Source organism: Synechococcus sp. Lug-A, from assembly GCF_024345655.1.
Classification (GTDB): domain Bacteria; phylum Cyanobacteriota; class Cyanobacteriia; order PCC-6307; family Cyanobiaceae; genus MW101C3.
Genome location: NZ_JAGQBN010000009.1, coordinates 74,085 through 95,595 on the forward strand (window position 1 = coordinate 74,085; position 21,511 = coordinate 95,595).

The 21,511-nt window shown below is 68.1% G+C and carries 22 protein-coding genes; 5 read left to right on the forward strand and 17 right to left on the reverse strand.

Annotated features, from left to right (window positions below; all coding sequences use genetic code 11):
• Positions 1–15: 15 nt before the first annotated feature.
• The 12 genes from KBY86_RS08335 to KBY86_RS08390 all read right to left on the reverse strand — a co-directional run bounded on the left by KBY86_RS08335 (position 16) and on the right by KBY86_RS08390 (position 11,696).
• The gene (locus KBY86_RS08335; RefSeq protein WP_255140815.1) at positions 16–807 is read right to left on the reverse strand and encodes an SPFH domain-containing protein; all 792 of its coding nucleotides are present in this window, start codon (positions 805–807) and stop codon (positions 16–18) included.
• Positions 808–907: 100 nt separating this feature from the next.
• Positions 908–1,966, reverse strand: coding sequence for a methionyl-tRNA formyltransferase (locus KBY86_RS08340; protein WP_255140816.1), 1,059 nt, complete (start codon positions 1,964–1,966; stop codon positions 908–910).
• Between the two features lie 39 nt (positions 1,967–2,005).
• A complete protein-coding gene (locus KBY86_RS08345) occupies positions 2,006–3,388 on the reverse strand; it encodes a TldD/PmbA family protein (protein ID WP_255140817.1) in 1,383 nt (460 codons plus the stop codon).
• Positions 3,389–3,390: 2 nt separating this feature from the next.
• Positions 3,391–4,827, reverse strand: a complete 1,437-nt coding sequence (locus tag KBY86_RS08350; RefSeq protein ID WP_399221293.1) for a TldD/PmbA family protein — start codon at positions 4,825–4,827, stop codon at positions 3,391–3,393.
• 144 nt (positions 4,828–4,971) lie between these two features.
• A complete protein-coding gene (acsF, locus tag KBY86_RS08355) occupies positions 4,972–6,063 on the reverse strand; it encodes a magnesium-protoporphyrin IX monomethyl ester (oxidative) cyclase (protein ID WP_094510695.1) in 1,092 nt (363 codons plus the stop codon).
• Between the two features lie 159 nt (positions 6,064–6,222).
• Complete coding sequence (locus tag KBY86_RS08360; protein WP_255140818.1) at positions 6,223–6,663, reverse strand: DUF2996 domain-containing protein; 441 nt, start codon at positions 6,661–6,663, stop codon at positions 6,223–6,225.
• A gap of 59 nt (positions 6,664–6,722) precedes the next feature.
• The gene (locus tag KBY86_RS08365) at positions 6,723–7,244 is read right to left on the reverse strand and encodes a hypothetical protein (protein ID WP_255140819.1); all 522 of its coding nucleotides are present in this window, start codon (positions 7,242–7,244) and stop codon (positions 6,723–6,725) included.
• Between the two features lie 8 nt (positions 7,245–7,252).
• Positions 7,253–7,876, reverse strand: a complete 624-nt coding sequence (locus KBY86_RS08370) for a flavin prenyltransferase UbiX (protein WP_094510694.1) — start codon at positions 7,874–7,876, stop codon at positions 7,253–7,255.
• 3 nt (positions 7,877–7,879) lie between these two features.
• Positions 7,880–10,225 carry an RNB domain-containing ribonuclease gene (locus KBY86_RS08375; RefSeq protein ID WP_255099364.1) on the reverse strand — a complete coding sequence of 782 codons (2,346 nt, stop codon included), beginning with the start codon at positions 10,223–10,225 and terminating at the stop codon, positions 7,880–7,882.
• Between the two features lie 105 nt (positions 10,226–10,330).
• The gene (locus KBY86_RS08380; RefSeq protein ID WP_255099363.1) at positions 10,331–10,615 is read right to left on the reverse strand and encodes a TMEM165/GDT1 family protein; all 285 of its coding nucleotides are present in this window, start codon (positions 10,613–10,615) and stop codon (positions 10,331–10,333) included.
• 269 nt (positions 10,616–10,884) lie between these two features.
• Positions 10,885–11,295: a TMEM165/GDT1 family protein gene (locus KBY86_RS08385; RefSeq protein ID WP_255140820.1), complete on the reverse strand. Its 411-nt coding sequence runs from the start codon at positions 11,293–11,295 to the stop codon at positions 10,885–10,887.
• Positions 11,292–11,696, reverse strand: coding sequence for a YkgJ family cysteine cluster protein (locus KBY86_RS08390; RefSeq protein WP_255140821.1), 405 nt, complete (start codon positions 11,694–11,696; stop codon positions 11,292–11,294). The genes KBY86_RS08385 and KBY86_RS08390 overlap by 4 nt, the downstream gene beginning before the upstream one ends.
• 117 nt (positions 11,697–11,813) lie before the next feature.
• On the opposite strand from KBY86_RS08390, the gene psb30 reads away from it, so the two are divergent.
• On the forward strand, positions 11,814–11,921 hold the full coding sequence (gene psb30, locus KBY86_RS08395) for a photosystem II reaction center protein Ycf12/Psb30 (protein ID WP_094510689.1): 108 nt from the start codon (positions 11,814–11,816) through the stop codon (positions 11,919–11,921).
• Between the two features lie 64 nt (positions 11,922–11,985).
• Here the strand turns inward: psb30 and recJ are convergent, their stop codons facing one another.
• Positions 11,986–13,947, reverse strand: coding sequence for a single-stranded-DNA-specific exonuclease RecJ (gene recJ / locus KBY86_RS08400; RefSeq protein ID WP_255140822.1), 1,962 nt, complete (start codon positions 13,945–13,947; stop codon positions 11,986–11,988).
• A 23-nt stretch (positions 13,948–13,970) separates the two neighbouring features.
• On the opposite strand from recJ, the gene KBY86_RS08405 reads away from it, so the two are divergent.
• From KBY86_RS08405 to KBY86_RS08415, 3 genes are read left to right on the forward strand one after another with little or no spacing between them, the layout of a single operon-like run.
• Positions 13,971–14,747, forward strand: a complete 777-nt coding sequence (locus KBY86_RS08405; RefSeq protein ID WP_255140823.1) for an HAD-IA family hydrolase — start codon at positions 13,971–13,973, stop codon at positions 14,745–14,747.
• Positions 14,744–15,088, forward strand: a complete 345-nt coding sequence (locus KBY86_RS08410) for a DUF565 domain-containing protein (protein ID WP_094510686.1) — start codon at positions 14,744–14,746, stop codon at positions 15,086–15,088. The genes KBY86_RS08405 and KBY86_RS08410 overlap by 4 nt, the downstream gene beginning before the upstream one ends.
• A complete protein-coding gene (locus KBY86_RS08415) occupies positions 15,085–16,197 on the forward strand; it encodes a hypothetical protein (RefSeq protein ID WP_255140824.1) in 1,113 nt (370 codons plus the stop codon). Before KBY86_RS08410 ends, KBY86_RS08415 begins: the two co-directional genes overlap by 4 nt.
• Here the strand turns inward: KBY86_RS08415 and rpmF are convergent.
• Positions 16,158–16,337, reverse strand: coding sequence for a 50S ribosomal protein L32 (gene rpmF, locus KBY86_RS08420; protein WP_094510684.1), 180 nt, complete (start codon positions 16,335–16,337; stop codon positions 16,158–16,160). The genes KBY86_RS08415 and rpmF overlap by 40 nt on opposite strands.
• Before the next feature lie 408 nt (positions 16,338–16,745).
• Between rpmF and ftsH the strand changes: the two genes are divergently transcribed.
• Positions 16,746–18,527, forward strand: coding sequence for an ATP-dependent zinc metalloprotease FtsH (gene ftsH, locus KBY86_RS08425; RefSeq protein ID WP_255140825.1), 1,782 nt, complete (start codon positions 16,746–16,748; stop codon positions 18,525–18,527).
• A gap of 202 nt (positions 18,528–18,729) precedes the next feature.
• Here the strand turns inward: ftsH and KBY86_RS08430 are convergent, their stop codons facing one another.
• From KBY86_RS08430 to thrC, 3 genes are all read right to left on the reverse strand, one after another.
• Entirely contained in the window at positions 18,730–19,719 is a 990-nt protein-coding gene (locus tag KBY86_RS08430) for a cupin (RefSeq protein WP_255140826.1), read from the reverse strand.
• A gap of 94 nt (positions 19,720–19,813) precedes the next feature.
• Positions 19,814–20,089 (reverse strand): MoaD/ThiS family protein, encoded by a 276-nt coding sequence (locus tag KBY86_RS08435; protein WP_094510683.1) that lies wholly within the window; start codon positions 20,087–20,089, stop codon positions 19,814–19,816.
• 59 nt (positions 20,090–20,148) lie between these two features.
• Positions 20,149–21,435: a threonine synthase gene (thrC, locus tag KBY86_RS08440; protein WP_094510682.1), complete on the reverse strand. Its 1,287-nt coding sequence runs from the start codon at positions 21,433–21,435 to the stop codon at positions 20,149–20,151.
• Positions 21,436–21,511: the final 76 nt, after the last annotated feature.

The following is a 21,511-nucleotide window of genomic DNA, read 5'->3' on the forward strand; positions in this document are numbered from 1 at the left end:
GCCCAGTCAACCGGCTCAGGCCGGTGGTGGTGGCGGTGGTGCCGGCCGGAACAGGCTCATCAGTGCTTCCAACGAGGCCGGTAGTTCTCCGCTCGGCTTCCGTGCCGGCAGGGTGAGGCTCTCGATGCGCACATCGCTGAGCGCCAGTCCGACAGCTGCAAAGCTGCTGCGGCACCTCTCCCCTGTGTCGCTGGCCAGCATGGCCAGCGATGGCTCCTCCCGCGCTGGGCCAAGGGCACCATCGCGGATCACCTGCCGCAGCTGGCTGGAGATGCCAAGCAGGTGCGGGGCCAGCAGCTCAGTCACCGGTGCAGCCGGCCGTGACGGGCCCTCGATCAGCTGGCGGGCGCCCACGGTACGTAGCACCAGCAGCGGGTCCAGGCACTGGATCGCGCAGAGCCCGGAGGCGCTGAAGGTCTCCGGCGAGGGAGCCACCGGACGGAGCGCAGTGGCGACCATCGGCTGCGCACGTCTCTCACCCCAGGGCAGGGCCGTGAAGGGGCGCAGGTCCACCACGTGGATCTGGGCATTGAAGAAGCTGCCTTCCTGCCCCGGCAGGTCGATCAACCCCGCCAGCTTCGGCAGCGACTGGCGCCGCAGCTGATGGCGGCCCGTGAGGAGCACATCGGCCAGCTGATTCCCCACGGCGAACACCGCGGCCTGATCGGCCTCCACCTTCAGCCAGGTGCCTACCCGCAAAGGCGCCTGCGCATGATCCAGGGCCCACAGCAGCGGATCGTTGCGGCCCCCGTTCTCCATCGCTGCTGCCGGTTCCTGCGCATTCACCGCCGCTCCGGCTCCCTCCATCGCGCCTGTCCTGTCCGCTCGTGGCGTCACTGTATGGAAAGACGCCCGGCCTGAGCACCAGATCGAAAGGCGCCTGGCCTGAGCACCAGCGGAACCGCGCTCAGCTCCCGCCGAGCGTCCCCTCTGGAGCAGACCCTGCCCCCTTCTCACCCAGCCGGTCACCCGCTTGCAGGCCCAGCTGCTGGAGCAGGGGCTGGCCGCTGGCCGCCTGTTTGCCCTCCAGCTGGGCACTGCGCAGCAGCAGCGGGCAGCCGCCGGTGCCCAGCACCAGCCCCACGCCTGGCAGCAGAGCCAGCACCTCACCGGGTCTCCCTTGCTGCTCAGCCACGCCGGTGGCCAGCGCCCGGACGTCGGCGCTCAGTTGTTCCGCCAGCCTGGCCACCAGCGGCTCGGTGGCGAGCAGCTTGAGCCGCTTGCCCGCCAGCGTGGTGGTGGCGCCGGGGTACAAGCCCATCACCTGGCGGTGGATCGCCAGCGCCGAACGGCTCCAATCCACCGCGAAGTCCTCCTTGCGCAACAACCGCGCCAAGCGCACGCCGTCGTCGCCCTGGGACCGCAGCCCCAGCCGCTGCCAGCGCTCCGGTTCGGGGCCAGGACCGGCGGCCTCGATCCTCGGCATCGCTTCCACCAGCAGGGTGGCGGTGAGCGCACTGAGCCGGGCTGCCAGCTGCTGGGCGTTCTCGAGCAGGCCAATCGGCAGACGACCTTCCAGCAGCACCGGACCCGTGTCGAGGCCGGCTTCCATCGCCATGATCCCCACCCCCGTCTCCGCGTCGCCTTCCATCAGGCACCACTGGATCGGCCCGGCCCCGCGCCAGCGGGGCAGCAGGGAACCGTGGCCGTTCCAGCAGCCCAGTGGCGGTTGCTGCAGCACCTCGGGCGGCAGCAACTGGCCGAAGGCCACCACCACCGAAAGGTCGGCGCCGAGGGCCGCCAGCTGCTGCTGCACCTCTGGTTCGCGGCGGATGCGGGTGGGCGTGAACACCGGCAGCCCCAGCTCCAGGGCCCGGGCCTTCACCGCCGATGGCTGGGCCGCCGCCCCCCGGCCACGTCGCCGGTCGGGCTGGCTGACCACCCCCACGACCGTGTGGCCGGCAGCCACCAACGCCTCAAGGCTGGGCACGGCGTAGGCCGGCGTGCCCCAGAACAGAATCTTCACAGGGACGTGGGCGGGTGGATCAAACGGGGCCGGTGCCGTTCAGGCGTCGCCGGTCACGGACAGGCCTTCCACCCACACGTGCGGGCAGAGGCCATCGGGGGTGAGCTTGGCCTCCCCTTCAAAGCCGAGGATGCCCTTGAGCACAGCCCGGATGTCACCGGCCACGGTGGCCGCTTCGATCGAGCGCGCTTCGCCGTTGCGGATCAGCCAGCCATCAAACGGCAGTGAGAACGATCCCTGGCTCGCCTTCACACCGGCGTGCAGTGCCGAGAGCGAATCGATCCACACCACGCCGTCGGCAGTGTGGCGATCCAGGCCGCTGGCGCCGCCGGAGGAACCGGCGCTTGGCCCCACCTCGAACCAATGCGGCCCCACCGACACCTTGGCGCCCAGGCCCGCATGGCCGGTGGGCTCCACCCCGAAGGCGCGCGCCGTGGCTTCGGAATGCAGGAAGTGGCGCAGCACGCCCCCTTCCACCAGGGCCAGGCGCCGCACGGGCGTGCCTTCGCCATCGAAGTTCGAGGCGCCCACATTGCCGGGATGCAGGCCGTTGTCGTGGATGGAGAGAAACGGCACCGCCAGGGTGCTGCCGAGCGCGTCGCGGTTGCTGAGGCTGACGCCGTCGAGCACGGCCCGGGCATTGAACAGGCTGCTGAAGGCGCCGATCAGGTCGAGGAAGGCTTCCGGCGAAAAGATGCAGGTGTAGTGCCCTGTCTGGATCGGGGCGTAATCGAGATGGGCGATGGTGCGCTCGGCCGCTTCGGCGATGCAGCCGGCCACATCCAGCTGCTGCAGGCCGTAGGCCAGGCGCACGGCGCCGCTGCTGCGGGGTTTGCGGCCCTCCTCTTCACCGCGGGCATAGAGGTAAAGGCTGGCGGTGGTGAGCTTCTGCTCGCGGCAGGCGCCGGCACTGTTGAGGTAAAGGCGCTCGCTGCTGCGCTGGGCCAGGCCGTTGTAAGGAACGGTGGTGATGGCGGCATGGCGGCCGAGCAGGTCGCGCTCCGCTTCCCGCAGGGTGTCCAGCAGCTCGAGGATGCCGCGCGGCTCCACCAGTGGCTGATCAAGCGGTTCGAGCGGGGCCGTGGCCAGCGGCGAGAAGGCCGGGATGTCGTCGGCGTTGCCGTAGGCGCTGGCATCGCGGGCACCGCTGAGGGCACGGGCCAGGCCGGCGGGGGAGAGGTCGGAGGTGCTGGTGATGCCCACAAGGCCATCCCCGTTCCAGACCCGGACGGTGATGGCGCTGCGCTGGGCGCCCTTGAGCTGCTTGGCTTCGCCGCGGTCCACCTGCACGGAGGTGTCGGTGCTGCAGGCGGCGCCCAGATCCCAGCGCTCGATGCCCAGGCCCTGGGCCAGGCCGCTGAGCTGCTCACTGAGGGCGTGGGCGTCGAGGCCCAAGGTGGTTCCCGCTGTGGTGGTGCTCATGATCAGCGGCCTCCCACGGTGATGGCATCCACCTTGATGTGCGGCTGCCCCACGGTGACGAAGATGCTGCCGCTCACCGAACCGCAGAAGCCGGCTGCCAGCTCCAGATCATTGGCGCACATCGAGAGCCGGGGCATCACCTCTTTGGCTTCACCGATCAAGGTGGCTCCTTTCACGGGCTTGCCGAGGCGACCGTTCTCGATCAGATAGCCCTCCTCCACCGCAAAGTTGAACTGGCCGGTGGGGCCCACGCTGCCGCCACCCATCGATTTACAGTACAAGCCCCGATCGACCGATTCGATCAGCTGCTCCGGGGTGTGCGGCCCGGCGGCGATGTAGGTGTTGCGCATGCGGCTGGCGGCCGCGAAGGCGTGGCTCTGGCGCCGGCCGCTGCCGGTGCGGGGGTGGCCGGTGCGCAGTTCACCGGCGCGGTCGGAGAGGAAACGCTTGAGCACCCCGTTCTCGATCAGCACCGTGCGTTGGGGCACCATGCCCTCGTCGTCCATCGACAGGCTGCCGAAGGCGCCGTCGCTGAGCCCCTCGTCGATCGCCGTCACGGCGCTGTGGGCGATCGGAGCATCGATCCGATCGGCAAAGGGGGTGGTGCCCCGCTCCACCTGGGTGGTTTCCAGCAGGTGGCCGCAGGCCTCGTGGAAGATCACGCCGCCGAAGCGGTTGGCAAGGACCACCGGGTAGGTGCCCGCTTCCACATACTCGGCATGCAGCATGGCCTGGGTGCTGGCACACAGGTCGACGGCGGCCGTCTGGGCATCCCACTGGCGCAGATCGTCCGGGCGGTCGGTGCTGCCATAACGGCGGCCCTGGCTGGCCCGGTGCTCCCCATCGGCGGCCAGGGCCGTGAGCCCCACCGACTGGTGCAACCGGATGTCGCGGGCGAAGGTGCCATCGCTGGCGGCCACCATCACCTCCTGCCAGTCGCGGGCGTAGCTGCCGCGGCGTGCCTGCAGGTGCTGGCCGTGCTGCTCCAGCAGGGCGGTGCCCTCCAACAGCCGGTCGGTGCTTTCCGCCAGGGTCGGGCAGGCACCCAGCCAGTCGCCCTTGGCGAGGGCGTAGTCGCGCAGGTCGGGCAGCCCGTCGAAGCCGCTGATGCCGTTGCTGTTGACCGTGAGGCCCAGCATGCCCAGGGCCTGCTCCAGCGCCACCATCAGGCCCCGCTCGCTGAGGTCGTTGGTGGAGACGAAGCCATCGCGCTCGCCGCGGAACACGCGCACACCAGCGCCGCGGCCAAAGGCCGGGCTCACGCTGGTGATGCGGTCCTGCTCAGCCAGCAAGCCGATGTGGTCAGTGCTCTCCAGGAACACCTCCACCAGGCTGGCTCCAGCGGCGCGTCCTGCAGCCAGCAACGGCTCCAGGCGTTGACGCCAGCTGAGGTCAAAACCTTCGAGCGCCAGCAAGGGGCGAGCAGTGGAAGCAACCAAGGAAGTCGGCCTGATCTTGGTGGCTCAGGCTAACGGCGAGTCCGCAGGCACGGGATGCCTCAGCAGCTTCGCTGCCAGGGAACCCCCCCCAGAGATTTGCTGGGTTGGGTAGGCCCCTGGCCAGGCACTTCAAACGGCTGAGGATCAGCGCACAGCGGGCTGGAAGGCCTCGCTGCGAATCGGAGCCATGAAGAACAGCTTCGCCATTTCGAGGCCGTTGGCGGCCCAGAAGGGCAGCTTGCGCAGCACCTTGAGCGGAGCGATGGCGGCGGAGGCATCGGCGGCGCTGAGGGCCTGGTTGTTGCCCACGATCCGCTCCAGCCGCTCATAGAAACGTGGGTGCTCCACGTTGAGCACCACGGGGAACACCCGGGCGGAGGTTTCGTTGGTCTTGGCGATCACGTACTTGTCGTAGGCGCGGGCATCAAGGCCAAGGGCTTCGTAGAACTCCTTGCGGGCCACGTCACGGACGTACATGGTGGCGAACACAGCCAGCAGGAAGAAACGGCACCAGAGGCGCGCCTGCAGGCCACGCACGGTGTCCGGCTGGGCCTTCATCAGAGCGTCGAAGAAGTCGCCATGGCGATTTTCGTCCTGGCACCAGTTTTCGAAGAAGTTGAAGATCGGGAAGATCTTGCTGTCAGGGTTCTTCTCGAGGTGGCGGTAGATGGCGATGTAGCGCCAGTAGCCGATCTTCTCCGAGAGGTAGGTGGCGTAGAAGATGAACTTGGGCTTGAAGAAGGTGTATGACTTACTGGCTGTGAGAAAGCCCAGATCGAGCTGGAGCCCGAAGTCGCCCATGGCCTTGTTGAGGAAGCCGGCATGGCGGGCCTCATCCCTGGCCATGTGGGCGAAGCATTCGGCCAGAAGCGGGTTCTTGGCTTTGATGCGGCGGCTCAGCTCCTTGTAGAGCAGGAAGCCGGAAAACTCCGATGTGCAGCTCTGCTCGAGAAACTCGACGAACACACGGCGGGTGTCGGGATCGAGCTTGTCGGCGGCGCCGTCGAATTCGCCGTTACGAACGAAGTGGTGGCGGTTGTAGTCCTTGCGGAACTCTTCGCAGATCGCCTCCAGCTCCACTTCGTTGGGCCGCAGATCCATCGCCGCCATTGCGTCGAAATCTGTGGTGTAGAACCGCGGGGTGAGGATCGTGTCCTTGACCGGATCCTTGAAGGCCGGTGCGTGGTCGTTCGAAGCGGCGACGGGAGCGCTGGGTGCGGCGGTGGGAGGCACCATTCTGGCGTCGAGGCAGGCGATGCAGGCATCGTAAGGGCCATCCGAGCCGAAGGGGCCCAGTTGTGACGCTCCAACAGATCGAGCCGGGATAGAGGCTCAACGCTGTGTCTCCGATAGGGCGGCGTGCTTGAGGTACCGGCCGGGCCCGGTGCGCTGGCTTCAGTTGGGCCCGAGCCACTTCTGCCCGTTGAGCCGTGACACAACCCTGGACACCAGCAGGGGCAGGGTGGCTTTGCGCTCATCGATCAGGAACGACTCCAGCAAGGTGGGTTCGCTACCGGATTCGGCCAGGCTGAAGGTTTTGGGGCCGTGGATGTCGGTGGTGGTGAAACACAGCCAGAACCGCCGGCCCCGGGGCATGCACCCTTTCACCACCCAGCAGTCGCTACCCACAACGGGCATCGGCGCCTGCTCAAAGCTCAGCTCCGGCGAGGGCCCGCCGTAGGCCTGCATTTCCTTGGCCAGTGCCGGCAGGAAGATCTCCGGCACGAACTCGGCAAACGGCTTGTCCTCCACTGCCGGGGGCTTGGCTTTGGCGGCCGGATTCTCCGCGGCTTCCACGGCAGATGGCGTGGGGGCGGCTCCGTTGGGTTCGCTCACCGGCACGGGGATCTGGCGTTCAGGTCTGGGAACTTTAGGGGCGGTACCGTCCGGCTGGTTCACCAGTCGTCGCTTGGTGGCGCCTCCCAGCCATCCGCAGCGGCATCTCCTGCGGTGGCTGCAGCAGAAGCTCCGGCAGCGCCCATTCCTGGATCAGCGCGGCGGATCACCCGAAACGGGACGGCCACGGTGGGGGCAGGGTCTCCAGCGGCGCGAACAGGACCGGCCGCTGCTGCTGCAAACGGGCGCCCGCGCCCGGACCCCTCAACGGGTGCGTCGCGGCGCCGCGACGGCTCGCTGCGGGGCAGGTCCCATGGTTCCTGCTGGGCTGGCGGCTCCAGACCCCTGCGTTGCCGCTGAACGACGACCCGGGACTGACCCTTGAGCGCCAGCGCCGTGGCACCCGCGCTCAGGGCGGCGCCACCACCGGCTGCTGCGGCGATCCACAGACCGATCGGCAGCGCCGGTGAGGTCCAGATCAGCAGCCGCAGGCTGGTGGCTGGCCGCGGGTTTAAGGCACCCACCAGCAGCACTGCCAGCAACGGGGCGAGCAGTGGCAGCAGCAGCAGGCGTTGCAGCACGGCGGGTCTCAGGTGGGGAGCGCCAGCTCGACCGGACCCTGCCACCGGCGCAGCTCACCGAGCTCGAACCCCAGCGAATCGAACACCCGGATCACCAGGAAATCCACCATGTCCTCCAGGGAGCGGGGCTGCTGGTACCAGGCGGGAATCGGCGGAGCGATGCGGGCACCGGCCTCCGCTAGCTGGGTGAGGTTGCGCAGGTGCACCAGGTTCCATGGCATCTCCCGCGGTGCGATCACGAGTGGCCGGCCCTCCTTGAGGTGCACATCGGCGACCCGCTCCACCAGGTCCAGCGCGACACCGCTGCTGATCCGTCCGACCGTGCCCATGCTGGCCGGCAGGATCACCATGCCGCGGGTGCGGAAGCTGCCGCTGGCGATCGCCGCCGTCTGATCGTTCCAGCGGTGGCAGCGCAGTGGCCCATCGGCACAGCCCGTGCGCTGCAGCCAGAACGCCGTCTGGGCCTCGGGCTCGACGGGAATGCGCAGGCCCTGCTCCGCCAGCCAGACGGTGATGGCGCCGCGGCTCACGATCAGCTCCACGGGCTGGCCCGCCTGCAGTAGCAGCTGCAGGGCCCGCTCCGCCAGCGGCATGGCGGACGCGCCGGAGACCGCCAGAACCACCGGGTCCATCGCTCAGGCCTCCGTGTCGGTCTCGGCGTCGATGCCGTCCTGACCGTCGGGGCCCGCGCCATCTTCAGCGCCGGTATCACCGCTGAAGTGGCCTGCACCGCCCAGCTCACTGCCGCTGCCGTCGTCGTCGGGCAGGATCGCCGCCAGATCGATCTGATGGCGCAGGGCGTCCACCTTGAGGATGGTCACCTCAACGGCGTCCCCCAGCATGTAGGTGCGGCGGTTCTTGCGCCCCACCAGCCGGTTCTGGCGAGAGCGGTATTCGTACCAGTCGTCCTTGAGCGAGCTCACGTGCACCAGCCCTTCCACCAGGGACGGAGGGATTTCCACGAAGAAGCCGTAGCTCTGCACGCCGCTGATCACACCGGTGAGTGTCTCGCCCACCAGGGGTTCGGCGGCGCGGGCCTGGGCCATCGCCAGCAGGTCGCCCTGGAGGTCGGCGACGAAGCGAGCCCGGCCATTGAGGCGCTGCAGCAGGGACACGCTGCGGGATTGCTGCAGCTCGGCCATCTGGCTCGGCGGCAGCAGCGGCCAGTCGATCTGGCCGTGGCAGGCATCGGAGGCCAGGTCGACCCGGGTTTTATGGCGCACGCTGGGGCGATCCTTGCCCTCGGTGAGCAGCAGCACCAGCACCTGCTGGTTCCACAGATCGGCGTAGGAGGAGGTGGCCAGGCACCAGGGGGCGTAGGCCTGCGTTTCGCCGGCGAGCAGGTTGGGCCCCGGCTCCAGGCTGATCTGCACGGGCCTGAGTACCTCGCTGAGCTGGTGCTGCAAGCCGCGGCGGCGTTCGCTGGCGGCGAAGATCGTGGCCAGCACGCCGGGAGCGGGGGCATTGCCCTCGTCGTCCAGATCAAGCGGCACATCGAGGGCCAGGGCGGCCTTGGCCACTTCGTTGATTTCCGCCGGATCGGGCGCCGCCTGCACCGCGAACAGAGCCGGCAGCTGCAGTGCCTGCAGGTGATGACCCAGAGCGCGGCCCGCCAGCAGCACCACTTCCCGCAGCAGCGCCAGCGGCTGGGTGGAGGGAAGGGCGATCATCCAGCCGCGGTGGCACTCATCGGGTTCGGGTGTGCGCAGATCACCGAGCACCTCCAGCGGGGGGAAGGGCAGATCGAGATCGACCGAGCCGGCCGCCAGCCGCTGCTCCTGCAGCCCACGACCCACCGCCATCAGGCGTTCCAGGTCGGGCAGGACGGTTTTGAGCGCCTTGAGCGAGGCGGGCACCGTGCGGGCCTTCGGCTTGCGGTCCGCCAGGGCCTCCAGGGCAGCGGCGTCCACCTCGGCGTCGGGGCGGATGGTGGTGAGGGCGAAGCGGTAGTGGCTCAGCTGCCCTTCCGGCGTGATCGTCAGGGCCACCGATACGGCGGCGGCGGATTCGCCGGTCCGGAAGGCAGTGGCCTTGGCGAGCGCCGGGCTCAGCAGCGGCAACCAGCGCTTGCCGAGGCAGTAGGCCGAACTCTGCTGGCGCAGCCACTGGTCGGTGGCGCTGCCGGGCGTGATCCGCTCGGCCACGGCGGGGCTGTGGATCCACACCCGCAGGCCTTCGTCGCTTTCCTCCAGGGAGAGGGCCGGCAGTTCCGGCGCCTCCGCTCCCTGCCAGGGCCGCAGCAGCAGGGTGGGCAGGCCGGTGAGGTCGGTGCGGCCCTTGTCGTTGGGGCTGCGCAGGCTGGCGCGGGGGGCGCTGGCCCGTTCGCGCAGGCCATGTTTGGTGAGCAGCAGATCCAGGTCTGCCTCCTCGCCCCCTTTGATCGGCAGACGCCGGGCCACATGGCCCTGGGGAGGGAACTGGGCCACCGGGTAGCGATCGAGCCGCACCTCCACCACCGATTCGGCCGCAGGGTCGAGGTAGACGGCATCGTCTGCTGGCAGGGCCACGGTGGTCAGCAGCCGGTCGTCGAGGGGCACGGCCACCAGCCGGTCGTCCTGTTGCTCCACCTGAGCCAGCAGGCTGGCAGTGGCCCGCTCGAGGATGCATTGCACTCCGCCCTCCGGGGAGCGACGGCGCCCACCCTCCCGCGTGATTCGCACCAGCACGCGGTCGCCGTTCCAGGCGTGATTGAGCTGGTGGTCGCGGATGTAGATGTCATCGCCTCCGTCTTCGCGCAGGGCGAAGCAGAACCCCTTGCTGGAACAGCGCAGCCGGGCCTCGATCAGGCTGTCGTCGGCGCGTCGTGAGATGCCGGCCTCGTTCGCCTCGAGCAGCCCCACTTTTTCAAGGCCTGCCAGGGCGATGCGAAGGTGTTGCTTGTCGGGCGTGAGGCTCAGACCGAGCGCCTTCTCGAGCTGCTCGACCGGCAGAACATCGGATTCGGGCAGGTGGTCGAGCAGGTCAGCGACCGAAAACTTCATCGGAGCAGCGGGGAGAGACAGGGTTGGAGCCAGGAACGGGGATAGAGATGGCGGTTCCCGGGGCGTGCAGCGGAGCCCCCGGGAACTGGCGTCTTAGCAAAGACTTTACGAAGCCTCCTGCCGCACCCGGATCAGCAGGCGGCTGCCGATCACCAGGAACCCCAGCGAGGCGGCCAGCTGCAGGGCGGCCGGCGGGATCAGCGAGGAGAGAGACCCCCCGGCCAGGGCTCCCAGCAGGCTGGCCAGCACCAGCGCACCGGCACTGCCGAGAAACACCGCCAGGGTGTTGCTGGAGGTGCCGCTGATCGTCACGATCGTGAGCTGGGTTTTGTCACCGAGTTCGGCCACGAACACCGTGAGAAAGGTGGAGGCCAGCAGCGGAAGTTGCATCAGATTGAGGGGGTGGACGGCAGGACCGGAATTCCAGCGGCTTGGTCAGGGGGAGTGTTCGCTCAAACGGAGGGCGCTCCACCCGGTCCAACTGAATCTGTGCGAAGAACAACCAAGGAGACGATCACTCAAGCAGTGGATCAACCGAGAGCGGATCACCAAGGAGTGGATCGGCCGGGATTGATCAACCAAGCAGTCGATCCATCCAAGGGGAGATCAACGTCACGAGACGATGAGGCCGGGTGAAGGTTCAACCCAAGCCGGCTGGATCAAGGAAGCAGCACGGCGGCCGCGGGGACCTGCAGCAGTTGCACAGCTGCCTGGATGCCCAGCCAGAGGCCGAGCGCCACCATCAGCAGCCCGGCGATCAGTTCGAGGCGTTGCGGCGGGAGCACCGTTGCCAGCCAGCGGCCGAGCAGCACCCCCACCAGGCTGGAGCAGATCAGGGCCAGTGCCGCCCCCAGGAACACCACCCCGGGGCGTCCGGATTGCGCGGATAACAACAGGGCGGCCAGTTGGGTCTTGTCGCCCAGTTCCGCCAGAAACACCGTGGTGAAGGTGGTGAACAGGATGCTCACGAACGAGGCCGGCAGGACGGCTCCGCCTGTGTCCGGGGCGTCGGCCGGCAGGGGCGCAGGATCTGCGGCTGGCCCGGTGCCGGGGTCGTTGGTGGCGCTCATGAAGGGCAGGAGGCAACGGAACCAGGTTGGTCGTTCAGCGGTGCCGGCGCCCGGCGGGTGGCCCGTTCAAAGCGGCGCAGCTCCCTGCTGCGCCCGCCGAATTCGCTGCGGATCTGCTGCTGGCAGCAACGGATCGCGAAAGCCTCGCTTGCCTCTGATGGCACCCCGAACAGGCTGGCCAGCTGGCTCACCTGGCAGAAATCGGGCCGCTCGGCGTAGATCCTGCAGCGGCGGGAGCCGGTGTCGAAATGGCGGCACCAGCCGTCAGCGCCCACCATCGAGAGATAGGTCTCCCGTTGCCGGGGATTGAGCGCTTCAAGGGCCTCGCTCCGCTCCTCGGGATCGAGGCGACAGCAGGCTCCACACCCAGAGATGCAGCTCCAGTGGGTTCCGCAGACCATCAGGTCACCCCGCGTTGCTGTGACAAGCCGTCACAGTGGCATGGTCGCCACCGGGATGCCCGTCACCACGACCCTTAGGCTGCCACGCAGAGCGCTTTCCTTGCGAGCTTTCGGACCATGGGTATTGATTTCCATCTGATCGCCAACTTCCTCGCCCTGGCTCTGATCACCCTGGCCGGCCCGGCCGTGATCTTCATCCTTTTCTATCGGCGCGGCGCGCTCTGAGCCTGCTGCCCCTGGCACTGGCCCCGCGTCCGGCGCAGGCCCACGCGCTGCGCCAACACACCCCTCAGGCCACCAGGCCCAAAGCCAGGGTCGCTTCATCAATCAGCCCCTGCACGTAGGGGTGCCTCTCCCCCTGCACGTTCGTTTCGTGCAGGGGGACGCCCATTTCTTCGCCTGAGGCATTGCGGATGCGCAACTCCTCCGCTTCCACCCGGCACCAGTAGGCGCGTTGGCGGCGCTGCAGCAGCACCTCGCCCCCACCGCTCTCGCGCAGGCCCACCACTTCAAGCTGCAGGCGCTCCTCGCCCTGCCAGTGGTTGAGCCGCAGGCGAAAGGCCACGTCCACCACGGCCGGCACCGCTCCTTCTCCTTGCCAGCGCCAGGCGATTGCCCGCTGCCGGATGCCGTTCTGCTCCAGCAGCAGCTGCAGATGGCCGCCCCGCAGGCTGCGCTGCTCCACCACGCGGCACTGCTGGCTCCAGAACACGGGTGTTTCGTGGCCGGCACCGAACGGCTCCAGCCGTTGCAGGCAGAGCCAGAACGGTCTGTCGATGCGATCGAGCGCGAGCCGTGCTTCGGGCTCCACCAGCAGTCCGCTGCCCAGGGGGCTGGCAGTGGCGCTGGCAATGGCGCTGAGTGCGTCGTGGAGAGCCGCGACGTTTTCGGCCCGCACTGTGAAACCACCGGCGGCGGGGTGGCCGCCGTGACGTTCAAGCAGGTCGTGGCAGGCATGCAGCGCCGCATCCACCGCAAATCCCTTGGGCGCCCGTACCGAAGCCCGCAGCAGCCCGTTGCCCTCGCCGGCCAGCAGGGCCACCGGTGCACCAAAACGCTCCACCAGCCGGGCCGCCACCACGCCAATCACGCCGTGGTGCCAATGGCTCTGGGCCAGCAGCAGAAAAGGGCTGCGCTCGGGACCGTCGGCTTCCACCAGTGCCACCGCCTCCGCTTCGATGGCATCGCAGAGATCGCGGCGCTGCCGGTTGAGCGCCTCGCACTGCTGCGCCAGTTCCATGGCGCACTCCAGATCTGCGGTGGTCAGCAGGTCGACCACCAGCTGGGGATCCCCGAGCCGGCCGACGGCATTGATCCGCGGCGCGATCTGAAAGGCGACCGCCATGGCATCCAGCGGTCGCTCCCCGAGTCCAGCCAGCCGCTGCAGGGCCTGCAGTCCCGGCAGCGCGGAGCCTTGCAAGCGGCACAGGCCGTCCTGAAGCCAGCGGCGGTTCACCCCGTGCAAGGGCGCCATGTCCGCGATGGTGCCGATGCAGAACAGGTCGAGCGCCATGCCGGTGGCATCCGCGCGCTTCAACCGCTCCGCCAGCGCCACCGCCAGCACGTAGGCAAGCCCCACTCCGGCCAGGCCTCGGTAGGGCGAGGCTTCGGGGGTGCGGGCGGGATGCAGCAGCGCCAGGTAAGGCGGTGGCTCCGGCGGAATGGTGTGGTGATCGGTGAGGATCACGTCCACCTTCAGCTGCAGAGCCCGGTTCAGGGCGTCCGCGGCGGCGATGCCGTTGTCCACCGTCACCAGCAGGCGGATGCCGTCGCCGGCCAGGCGCTCCACCATCGCCGTGTTGAGGCCATAGCCATCGTCCTGACGGCTGGGAATCGCCGCCACCGGCCGGGCGCCCAGCCGCTCCAGCACGCCCACAAGCAGGGCCGTGCTGGTCATGCCGTCAGCGTCGTAGTCGCCGCAGATCGCCACGGCTTCGCTTCGCCCACAGGCCAGCGCCAGGCGCTCCACCGCCACGCCCAGGTCCTGGAAATGCTGCTGAGGATCGGGGGCGGCGGGGGGGTCCAGCAAGGCGGTGATCGCCGCCGCACTGTCAAAGCCCCGCCGGCGCAGCACGGCCAGCAGTTCGGGCGGCAGACCCAGGGCGGCCAGCGCCGCAGCGGTATCCCTGGCTGCCGGGTCACTGGCCTCCGGGGCCGGCAGGGGCGCCGGCAACTGCCAGCGTTGCTCGGGCAGGCGGGACAACAGGCCATCGTCGAGGCGGCCTTCGCATTCTGTGTGCTGGCTGTTCATGCGCCTTTGCCTACCCTCCCTGCATGGATGACGCTCCTCTGAAGCCTTCCCTTGGCGCCCTGCTTTGGGACGTGGACGGCACGCTGGCGGAAACGGAGCTGGACGGTCATCGCCCGGCCTTCAACCTGGCGTTTGCCGAGGAAGGTCTCCCCTGGCACTGGGATCCGGCCACCTACATCCAGTTGCTGGCGATCAGTGGCGGCCGGGAGCGGTTGCGCGTCTATCTCAGCGACCAGGGGCCTGAGCCCCCCGATCCCGCCTTGCTGGATGCCCTGGTGCGTCGCAAGCAACAGCACTACACAGCCCTGATGGCATCCGGGGCGATCCGGCTGCGCCCGGGCGTCGAGCGGCTGATCACGGCCGCCGCCAGCGCCGGCCTCCGCCAGGCGGTGGTCACCACCAGCGGGCGCGTTTCCGCGCAGGCACTGATCGATCGCCTGTTGCCTGGGGGGGCTGCCACCTTCGCCTTTCTTGTGTGCGGCGACGACGTGGCTGCCCTCAAGCCTTCGCCCGACGCTTACACCCTCGCCCTCAGCCAGTTGGCGATGCCGGCGGCAGCGGTGGTGGCAATTGAGGATTCCAGCAACGGCACTCGGGCCGCCACGGCCGCTGGCCTGCGCACCCTGGTGACCCTCAGCGAAGCCACACGCCAGGAACCGCTCGCTGTGTTCGAGGGGGCGGCCGCCATTGTGAGCCAGCTGGGTGAGGGCGGCGCTCCCGTCTCGGTGCTGCAGGGCCCACCTTGCCCTGACGGCCTGATCACGCTCTCCTACCTGGAGCAGCTGGCCGTTCCGTCATGAGCACCCCGCCGGTTCAGGCCACCCGCTTTCAGCACCTGCTCGATCGCAGCGCCGCTGCCCTGCTGCAGGGGGTGCGTGGCACCTGGCGACGCCGCAGCCTGTCGTTGATCGCCCTGCTGGCCGGGTATTTCGGCGGTAACAACCTCACCTCCTATTTCCTCGTCACCATCGGGCAGCGGCCGGTGGTGGTGCTTCTGCTGGTGGTGCTGCTCGAAGTGCTGGTACGGGTGCGCAGCCACCAGGTGCGCGGTGAACCCACCCTGGCCTGGGTGATCTGCGACCACCTGCGCCTCGGGTTCGTCTACGCCGTGGTGGCAGAGGCGTTCAAGCTGGGCTCGTGACGCACACTCCAGAGCCGTCGTACACCCCGCTCTGGCCTGAGGCTCCCTACGGCCGCCTGCTGCAGGCCTGCGGTGTGGCGGATGCTGTGGCCTGGCAGGAGCGCTGGCGGCAGCATCCCGACGCCCTGTCCATTCCGCCTGATCCGCGCTGGGCGGTGGTGTTACCGCTGCTGACCCGCTGCCAGCGCGAGGTGGCCAAGGGCAAGCGCCTGCTGATCGGCCTCAACGCCCCGGTGGGGGCCGGCAAATCCAGCCTCGGTGCCTGGCTGAGCGCCTTGGCACCGGCGCTGGGCCTCAGCCTGAGCAGCCTCTCGATCGACGACTTCTACTGGCCCTGGCAGGAGCGCATCAGCCGCATGGCGGGCAATCCCTTTGGTGTCGACCGGGTTCCTCCTGGCAGCCATGACGCGGACCTGCTCGCCCACCAGCTCACACGCTGGCGCCAGGAAGGGATCCTGCGCTGGCCCCGCTTCGATAAACGCCTGCGGCAAGGGCGTGGTGATCGCAGCGGTTGGAGCGCCCAGCAGGCCGATGTGGTGCTGCTGGAGGGCTGGATGATTGGTTGCCGTCCGATTGGCCCGGCAGCACTGGCGGGGCGGCTGGAGCGGCTGGCGGGTGGGGCGGCACTGGGGTTGACGCCCGAGGAACAGGCCTGGCTGCCGCAGTGGGACGCTGCGCTGTTGCCCTACGCGCCGGTGTGGGCGCAGCTGGATGGGCTGTGGGTGCTGCGACCGCTCGACTGGAGCTGGCCACGCCGCTGGCGCTTTCAGGCTGAAGCGCGCCAGCGCCGCTTGGGCGGCTCAATGGGTGGGGACGCCGGGATCAGCGCTTCCGCTTTCCGAAGCTCCACAGAAGGTCCACTCCCGGCAGCCATAGCGTTGCGTGGGGCCGACCTGGAAAGGATTGTGCGGGCCAGTCTGTGTTCTCTCCCACCAGCCCTTTACCAGGATCCCTTGGTCTGGTGCACCGACCCAGGCCAGGAGCAGGTTGTGGAAGCGGTGGGGCTACTGGACAGCCGGCGCCGCTTCCGTTGGATGGGCACCGGTGAGCAGGCCCGCCTGGCAGGTCCTCAGCTCTCTTCGGTTTCGGCGCTGTCGTCGATCGGATAGACGAAGCCCTGAGCCCGGCCGCTGAGCACGGCTTTGCCGAGGGAGAGCGCCTTGCTGGCGGCAACGCCAGCTTTGGCTTTCCAGTGCGCGTGGCGCTGATTGCGCTTGCCTTTGGACGTTTTCTTCTTGGGAACAGCCATTCCCTACCTACTGCCAAACAACTACTTTCCGCTGCCGGCCTGCCTTTCGTCAAATCGCTAAGCTCCAAGGAGAAGCAAATCCCCGTGAGCAGCGCGCCTCCTGTGCATCCGCTCTGGTCCAGCGGGTCCACCGCTGCCCTGTCGGTTGCCCCAGATCCCACAGCGGCTCCTGCCGTTGAATCGAGGCCAGCCGCCACCAGCACCAGTCCTACTCCCGGCAACCAGACCCCTCCAACACAGCCCGACGCTGAGCAGGCCGCCACAGAAGGCTCCGCCTCAGAACGTTCCACCGCAGAGCCGACCCCTACGGAGAAAGCAGCTCAAGACCAGCCTCCCGGTCAAGCGACGCCAGCAGCACTGCCTCCGGCTGCTGCCGAGTCTCGGCCTGGTCTCTTCGGCAATTTTGGCGTGCAGCAGGCTCCGGCCCCTACCTACAGCGAGCTGCTGGCCCTGATGCGGGCCGGCCAGGTGAAGGAGGTGGAGCTGTCGCTGCGCCAGCGGGAAGCCCTGGTCACCATGGCCGATGGCAGCAAAGCGCGGGTGCCGGTGTTCGCCAACGACACCCTGCTGCTCAGCACCGCCGAACAGGCCAAGGTGCCGCTCAGCGTCCGTGATGATCGCCAGGAAGATGCCACCGCTGGCCTGGTGGTCAATGTGCTGCTGGTGGTGATGCTGGTGGGGGGTCTCACGCTGCTGATCCGGCGCTCCTCCCAGGTGGCCAACAAGGCGATCGGCTTCGGGCGCAGCCAGCCGCGCCTCCAGCCCGAAGGCACGGTGTTGGTGCGCTTCGAGGATGTGGCGGGCATCAACGAGGCCAAGGAAGAACTGCAGGAGGTGGTGAGCTTCCTGCGCCAGCCCGAGCGCTTCACCTCCATCGGCGCCAAGATTCCGCGCGGTGTGCTGCTGGTGGGCCCGCCTGGCACCGGCAAAACCCTCCTTGCCAAGGCGATCGCCGGCGAGGCGGGTGTGCCCTTCTTCTCGATGGCGGCCTCGGAGTTCGTGGAGTTGTTCGTGGGCGTGGGCGCCAGCCGGGTCCGCGACCTGTTCCGCCGCGCCAAGGAAAAGGCTCCCTGCATCATCTTCATTGATGAAGTTGATGCCGTGGGGCGCCAGCGTGGAGCGGGCATCGGCGGTGGCAACGACGAACGGGAGCAGACCCTCAATCAGCTCCTCACCGAAATGGATGGCTTCGAGGAAAACTCCGGCGTGATCCTGCTGGCGGCCACCAACCGGCCGGATGTTCTGGATGTGGCCCTCACCCGGCCCGGTCGCTTTGATCGCCAGATCAGCGTGGATCTGCCCGACCGGCGCGGCCGCGAAGCGATCCTGGCTGTGCATGCCCGCAGCAGGCCCCTCTCGGACGAGGTGTCAATGGCCACCTGGGCCGCCCGCACGCCTGGATTCTCCGGAGCGGATCTGGCCAACCTGCTCAATGAGGCGGCCATCCTCACCGCACGCCGCCAGAAAGCCAGCATCGATGACCAGGCGCTCAGCGATGCCCTGGAGCGCATCACCATGGGCCTGGCCGTGGCTCCCCTGCTCGACAGCGCCAAGAAGCGCCTGATCGCGTACCACGAAGTGGGGCACGCCCTGCTCACCACCCTCATTCCCCACGCGGATCGCCTCGACAAGGTGACCCTGCTGCCGCGGGCCGGCGGCGTCGGCGGCTTTGCCCGCACCATGCCAGATGAGGACATCATTGATTCCGGGTTGATCAGCCGCGCGTATCTGCAGGCCCGGCTGGTGGTCGTGATGGGCGGTCGCGCCGCTGAGCTGGTGGTGTTCGGCCCCAGCGAAATCACCCAGGGTGCTTCCGGCGACCTGCAGATGGCCACCCGCATCTGCCGCGAGATGGTCACCCGCTACGGCTTTTCACCGCTGGGGCCGGTCGCACTTGAAGGTGATGCCGCTGAAGTGTTTCTTGGTCGCGATCTGATCCACACGCGGCCCAGCTACGCCGAAACCACCGGCCGCCGCATTGATGCTCAGGTGCGCGCGCTCTCCCAGGAGGCGCTCGAGCGGGCTGTCGCCGAACTGGAGCCGCGCCGTGACCTGCTTGATGATCTGGTGGAGCTGCTGATCGAGCGGGAAACCCTGAGCGGTGATGACTTCCGGGCCATCGTGGACCGCTATGAAGCCAACCTCATGGCCACCACCCAGAGGGCGCTTACGCCCACCCCCGCGGCCTGAGCGGGCTGCGCAGGCGAGGCTGTGGTTCGGCACTCGATTCATCAGGGCACTAGCCCAGAAGAACAGGCGAACGGTCGATCTCCACGAGCTCTTCGATCACTGGCCTGCTCGATGCACTGGTGTGTTCGAGCGAACGAACGATTGGATCAGGTCACCCTGTGATCAGGCGACCTGTTCGATCGAATGAACCGAAACCACCTGCTCAGCTGAAACGGATGTCGAGGCTGCGCAGGTAGGTGTGCAGGCCGGCGTCCTGAATGGGCAGCAACAGGGCAGTGCGGCCGCTTTCGTTCACGTGGGAATGCCACTGCCCTGGCGGGGTCACGAAGGCGGCACCGGGTTCCCACTCCATGCGCACGGGGTTGCGGATGGTGCCGTCGGCATTGAGCTCGCTGCCCGAGAGGGTGGCGCAACCGGGATCGCAGTCGATCACCAGATCAAGCGCCACCGACTGATGCCGGTGCGGTGGCTGGACGGCTCCGGCCGGCACCATGCCGTACATGGCCCAGAGGGTATGGGTGACCGTGCGGCTGGCAGGCAGGGCGGTATTGGCCAGCAGCAGGCTCAGCCGGTTGCTGCGGGCGCTGCTGGGGTCGGCTGCCAGCAGCGCCAGCTCCTGGCGCAGCCAGCTGCCTGGGTAGTAGGTGGCCTCAAAGCGCGCCTGATCGGGGCTCACACCCAGATGACGGAGCAGAGGAGCGTCGTGCACCCAGTAGAGAACGCTCTCGGCCGTGGCCTCCAGCTGCGGCGTGGCTCCGGCCGGCAGCACGAACAGATCGCCCTGACCCCAGCTCTGGCGGAAGGCCGGGGCGATGCCGTTGCCCTGCCGGTGGCAGCGGCCTTCGCCGTGGAGCACGTAAAACAGGAGGCTGGTGGCGTTGGCGCTGGCCTCGATCGACTCCCCGGCCAGCAGACGAATGAAGTTGGCGGAGAGGGCCGGACTGGTAGCCGGGCCGCTGCAGCCGAGAGCCGCGCTCAGATCAAGGGGCAGCACGGCCGTCGGACCGCTGGCGTGCAGTTCAGGGCCCCAGCGCTGGTCCGGGATCGGTTCGGTCAGCCCGTGGCGGATCGGGTTGGCTGCCTGGCGATAGTCGAACAGCTGGGCGGTGGGGCTTGGGCTGCTTGCAGGTGCTGCGGAGGGCCGGCTCGAGCTGCTCGGCGAGGTGGCGGTTGGTGGCTTGGTCTGGGTCATGGATCCAGCCGCTTGGTGATGTCGGTGAGCCTATTGACGCAAGCCTGGAGCCGGGGGGTGGCCGCCGATGACACCCTTTGGCCTGCTGCCGGCCTCAGCCACCAGCCACGGCCGGCACGATGCTCACTTCATCGCCATCGCTCAAGGGGGTCGCCTGGTTATCGAGGAAGCGGATGTCTTCGCTGTTCACGTAGACGTTCAGGAAGCGCCGCAGCTTGCCCTGCTCATCGGTGAGACGTGCCTTGATGCCGGGGAACTGGCTGTCGAGCTCCTGCAGCAGGGCATCCACGCTGGAGGCTTCCAGTTCCACGCTGGCCTGATCGGCGGTGTACTTCTGCAGCGGAGTGGGAATGAGGACCTGAATCGCCATGGGACTTGGGCAAGGGGGAAGGAAGGAATGAAATCGCCGGGAATCCCGGTGGGCTGGGGTCAGACCCCCATCGGCTCCCATGTGGCGCGATGCAGGGATTGGGCCCGCTCCCAGGCGGCATTGAAGCTGCTGAGCTGAGGTTCGATCGTGTGGGGCTCGCCGACAACCCCGCTGACGGCCTCAAGGGTTTTGAGTCCGTTGCCGGTGATGTAGGCGACGGTGGTTTCGTCTGGATCGATCTTGCCCTGCTCGGCGAGTTTCTTGAGCACGGCGATGGTGGTACCGCCGGCCGTTTCGGTGAACACGCCCTCGGTTTCGGCCAGCAACTGGATGCCGGCCACGATCTCCTCGTCGGTGACGGAGGCGATGGTGCCGCCCGTGCGGCGGGCGATGTCGAGGGCGTAGGGGCCGTCGGCAGGGTTGCCGATGGCGATCGATTTGGCGATGGTGTCGGGCTTGACGGGGGTGATGAAATCACGGCCCGCATCGAAGGCCTGGGCGATTGGTGAGCAGCCCTCGGCCTGGGCGCCGCTGAAGCGCACCGGCTTTTCATCGACAAGGCCGACTTTGATGAATTCGTCGAAGCCCTTGCGGATCTTGGTGAACAGGGAACCGGAAGCCAGCGGCGCCACGATGTGGTCGGGCAGTTGCCAGCCCAGCTGCTCGATCACCTCGTAGCCGAGGGTTTTGGAGCCTTCTGAGTAGTAGGGGCGCAGGTTGATGTTCACGAAGCCCCAGCCGTAGGTGTTGGCCACTTCGGAACACAGCCTGTTGACCTGGTCGTAGTTGCCCTTCACCGCCATCAGGGTGGGGTTGTAGATCAAGGTGCCGAGCACCTTGCCGAGCTCCAGATCAGCGGGGATGAAGACGCAGCACTCAAGGCCCGCATGGGCAGCGATGGCAGCTGTGGAGTTGGCCAGGTTGCCGGTGCTGGCGCAGCTCACCGTGGTGAAGCCGAGCTCGCGGGCGCGGGTGAGGGCCACCGACACCACCCGGTCCTTGAAGGACAGGGTGGGCATGTTGACGCCGTCGTTCTTGATATAGAGGCTCTTGAGGCCGAGGCGCCGGGCCAGACGGTTGGCCCGCACCAGGGGGGTGAACCCGGTGCCCACATCAATGGGATCGCCCTGCACGGGCAGAAATTCGCGGTAGCGCCAGATGGAGGCCGGGCCGGCTTCGATCGTGGCCCGGGTGACCCGGGCGCGGATGGCGTCGTAGTCGTAGACGACTTCCAGAGGCCCGAAACAGACGTCTTCGCAGACGTGGCGGGCTCCGGCGTCGTAGGGGTGGCCGCATTCCTTGCAGCGCAGCCCCGTGAAGGTGGCACGAGAGAGGGTGGCCGTCACAGGCTCACTGCAGCGTTGAATCGAAAGCTAGCAGCGATGAGCAGAAGGCACGGAAATATCCGATCTCTGAAGTCGG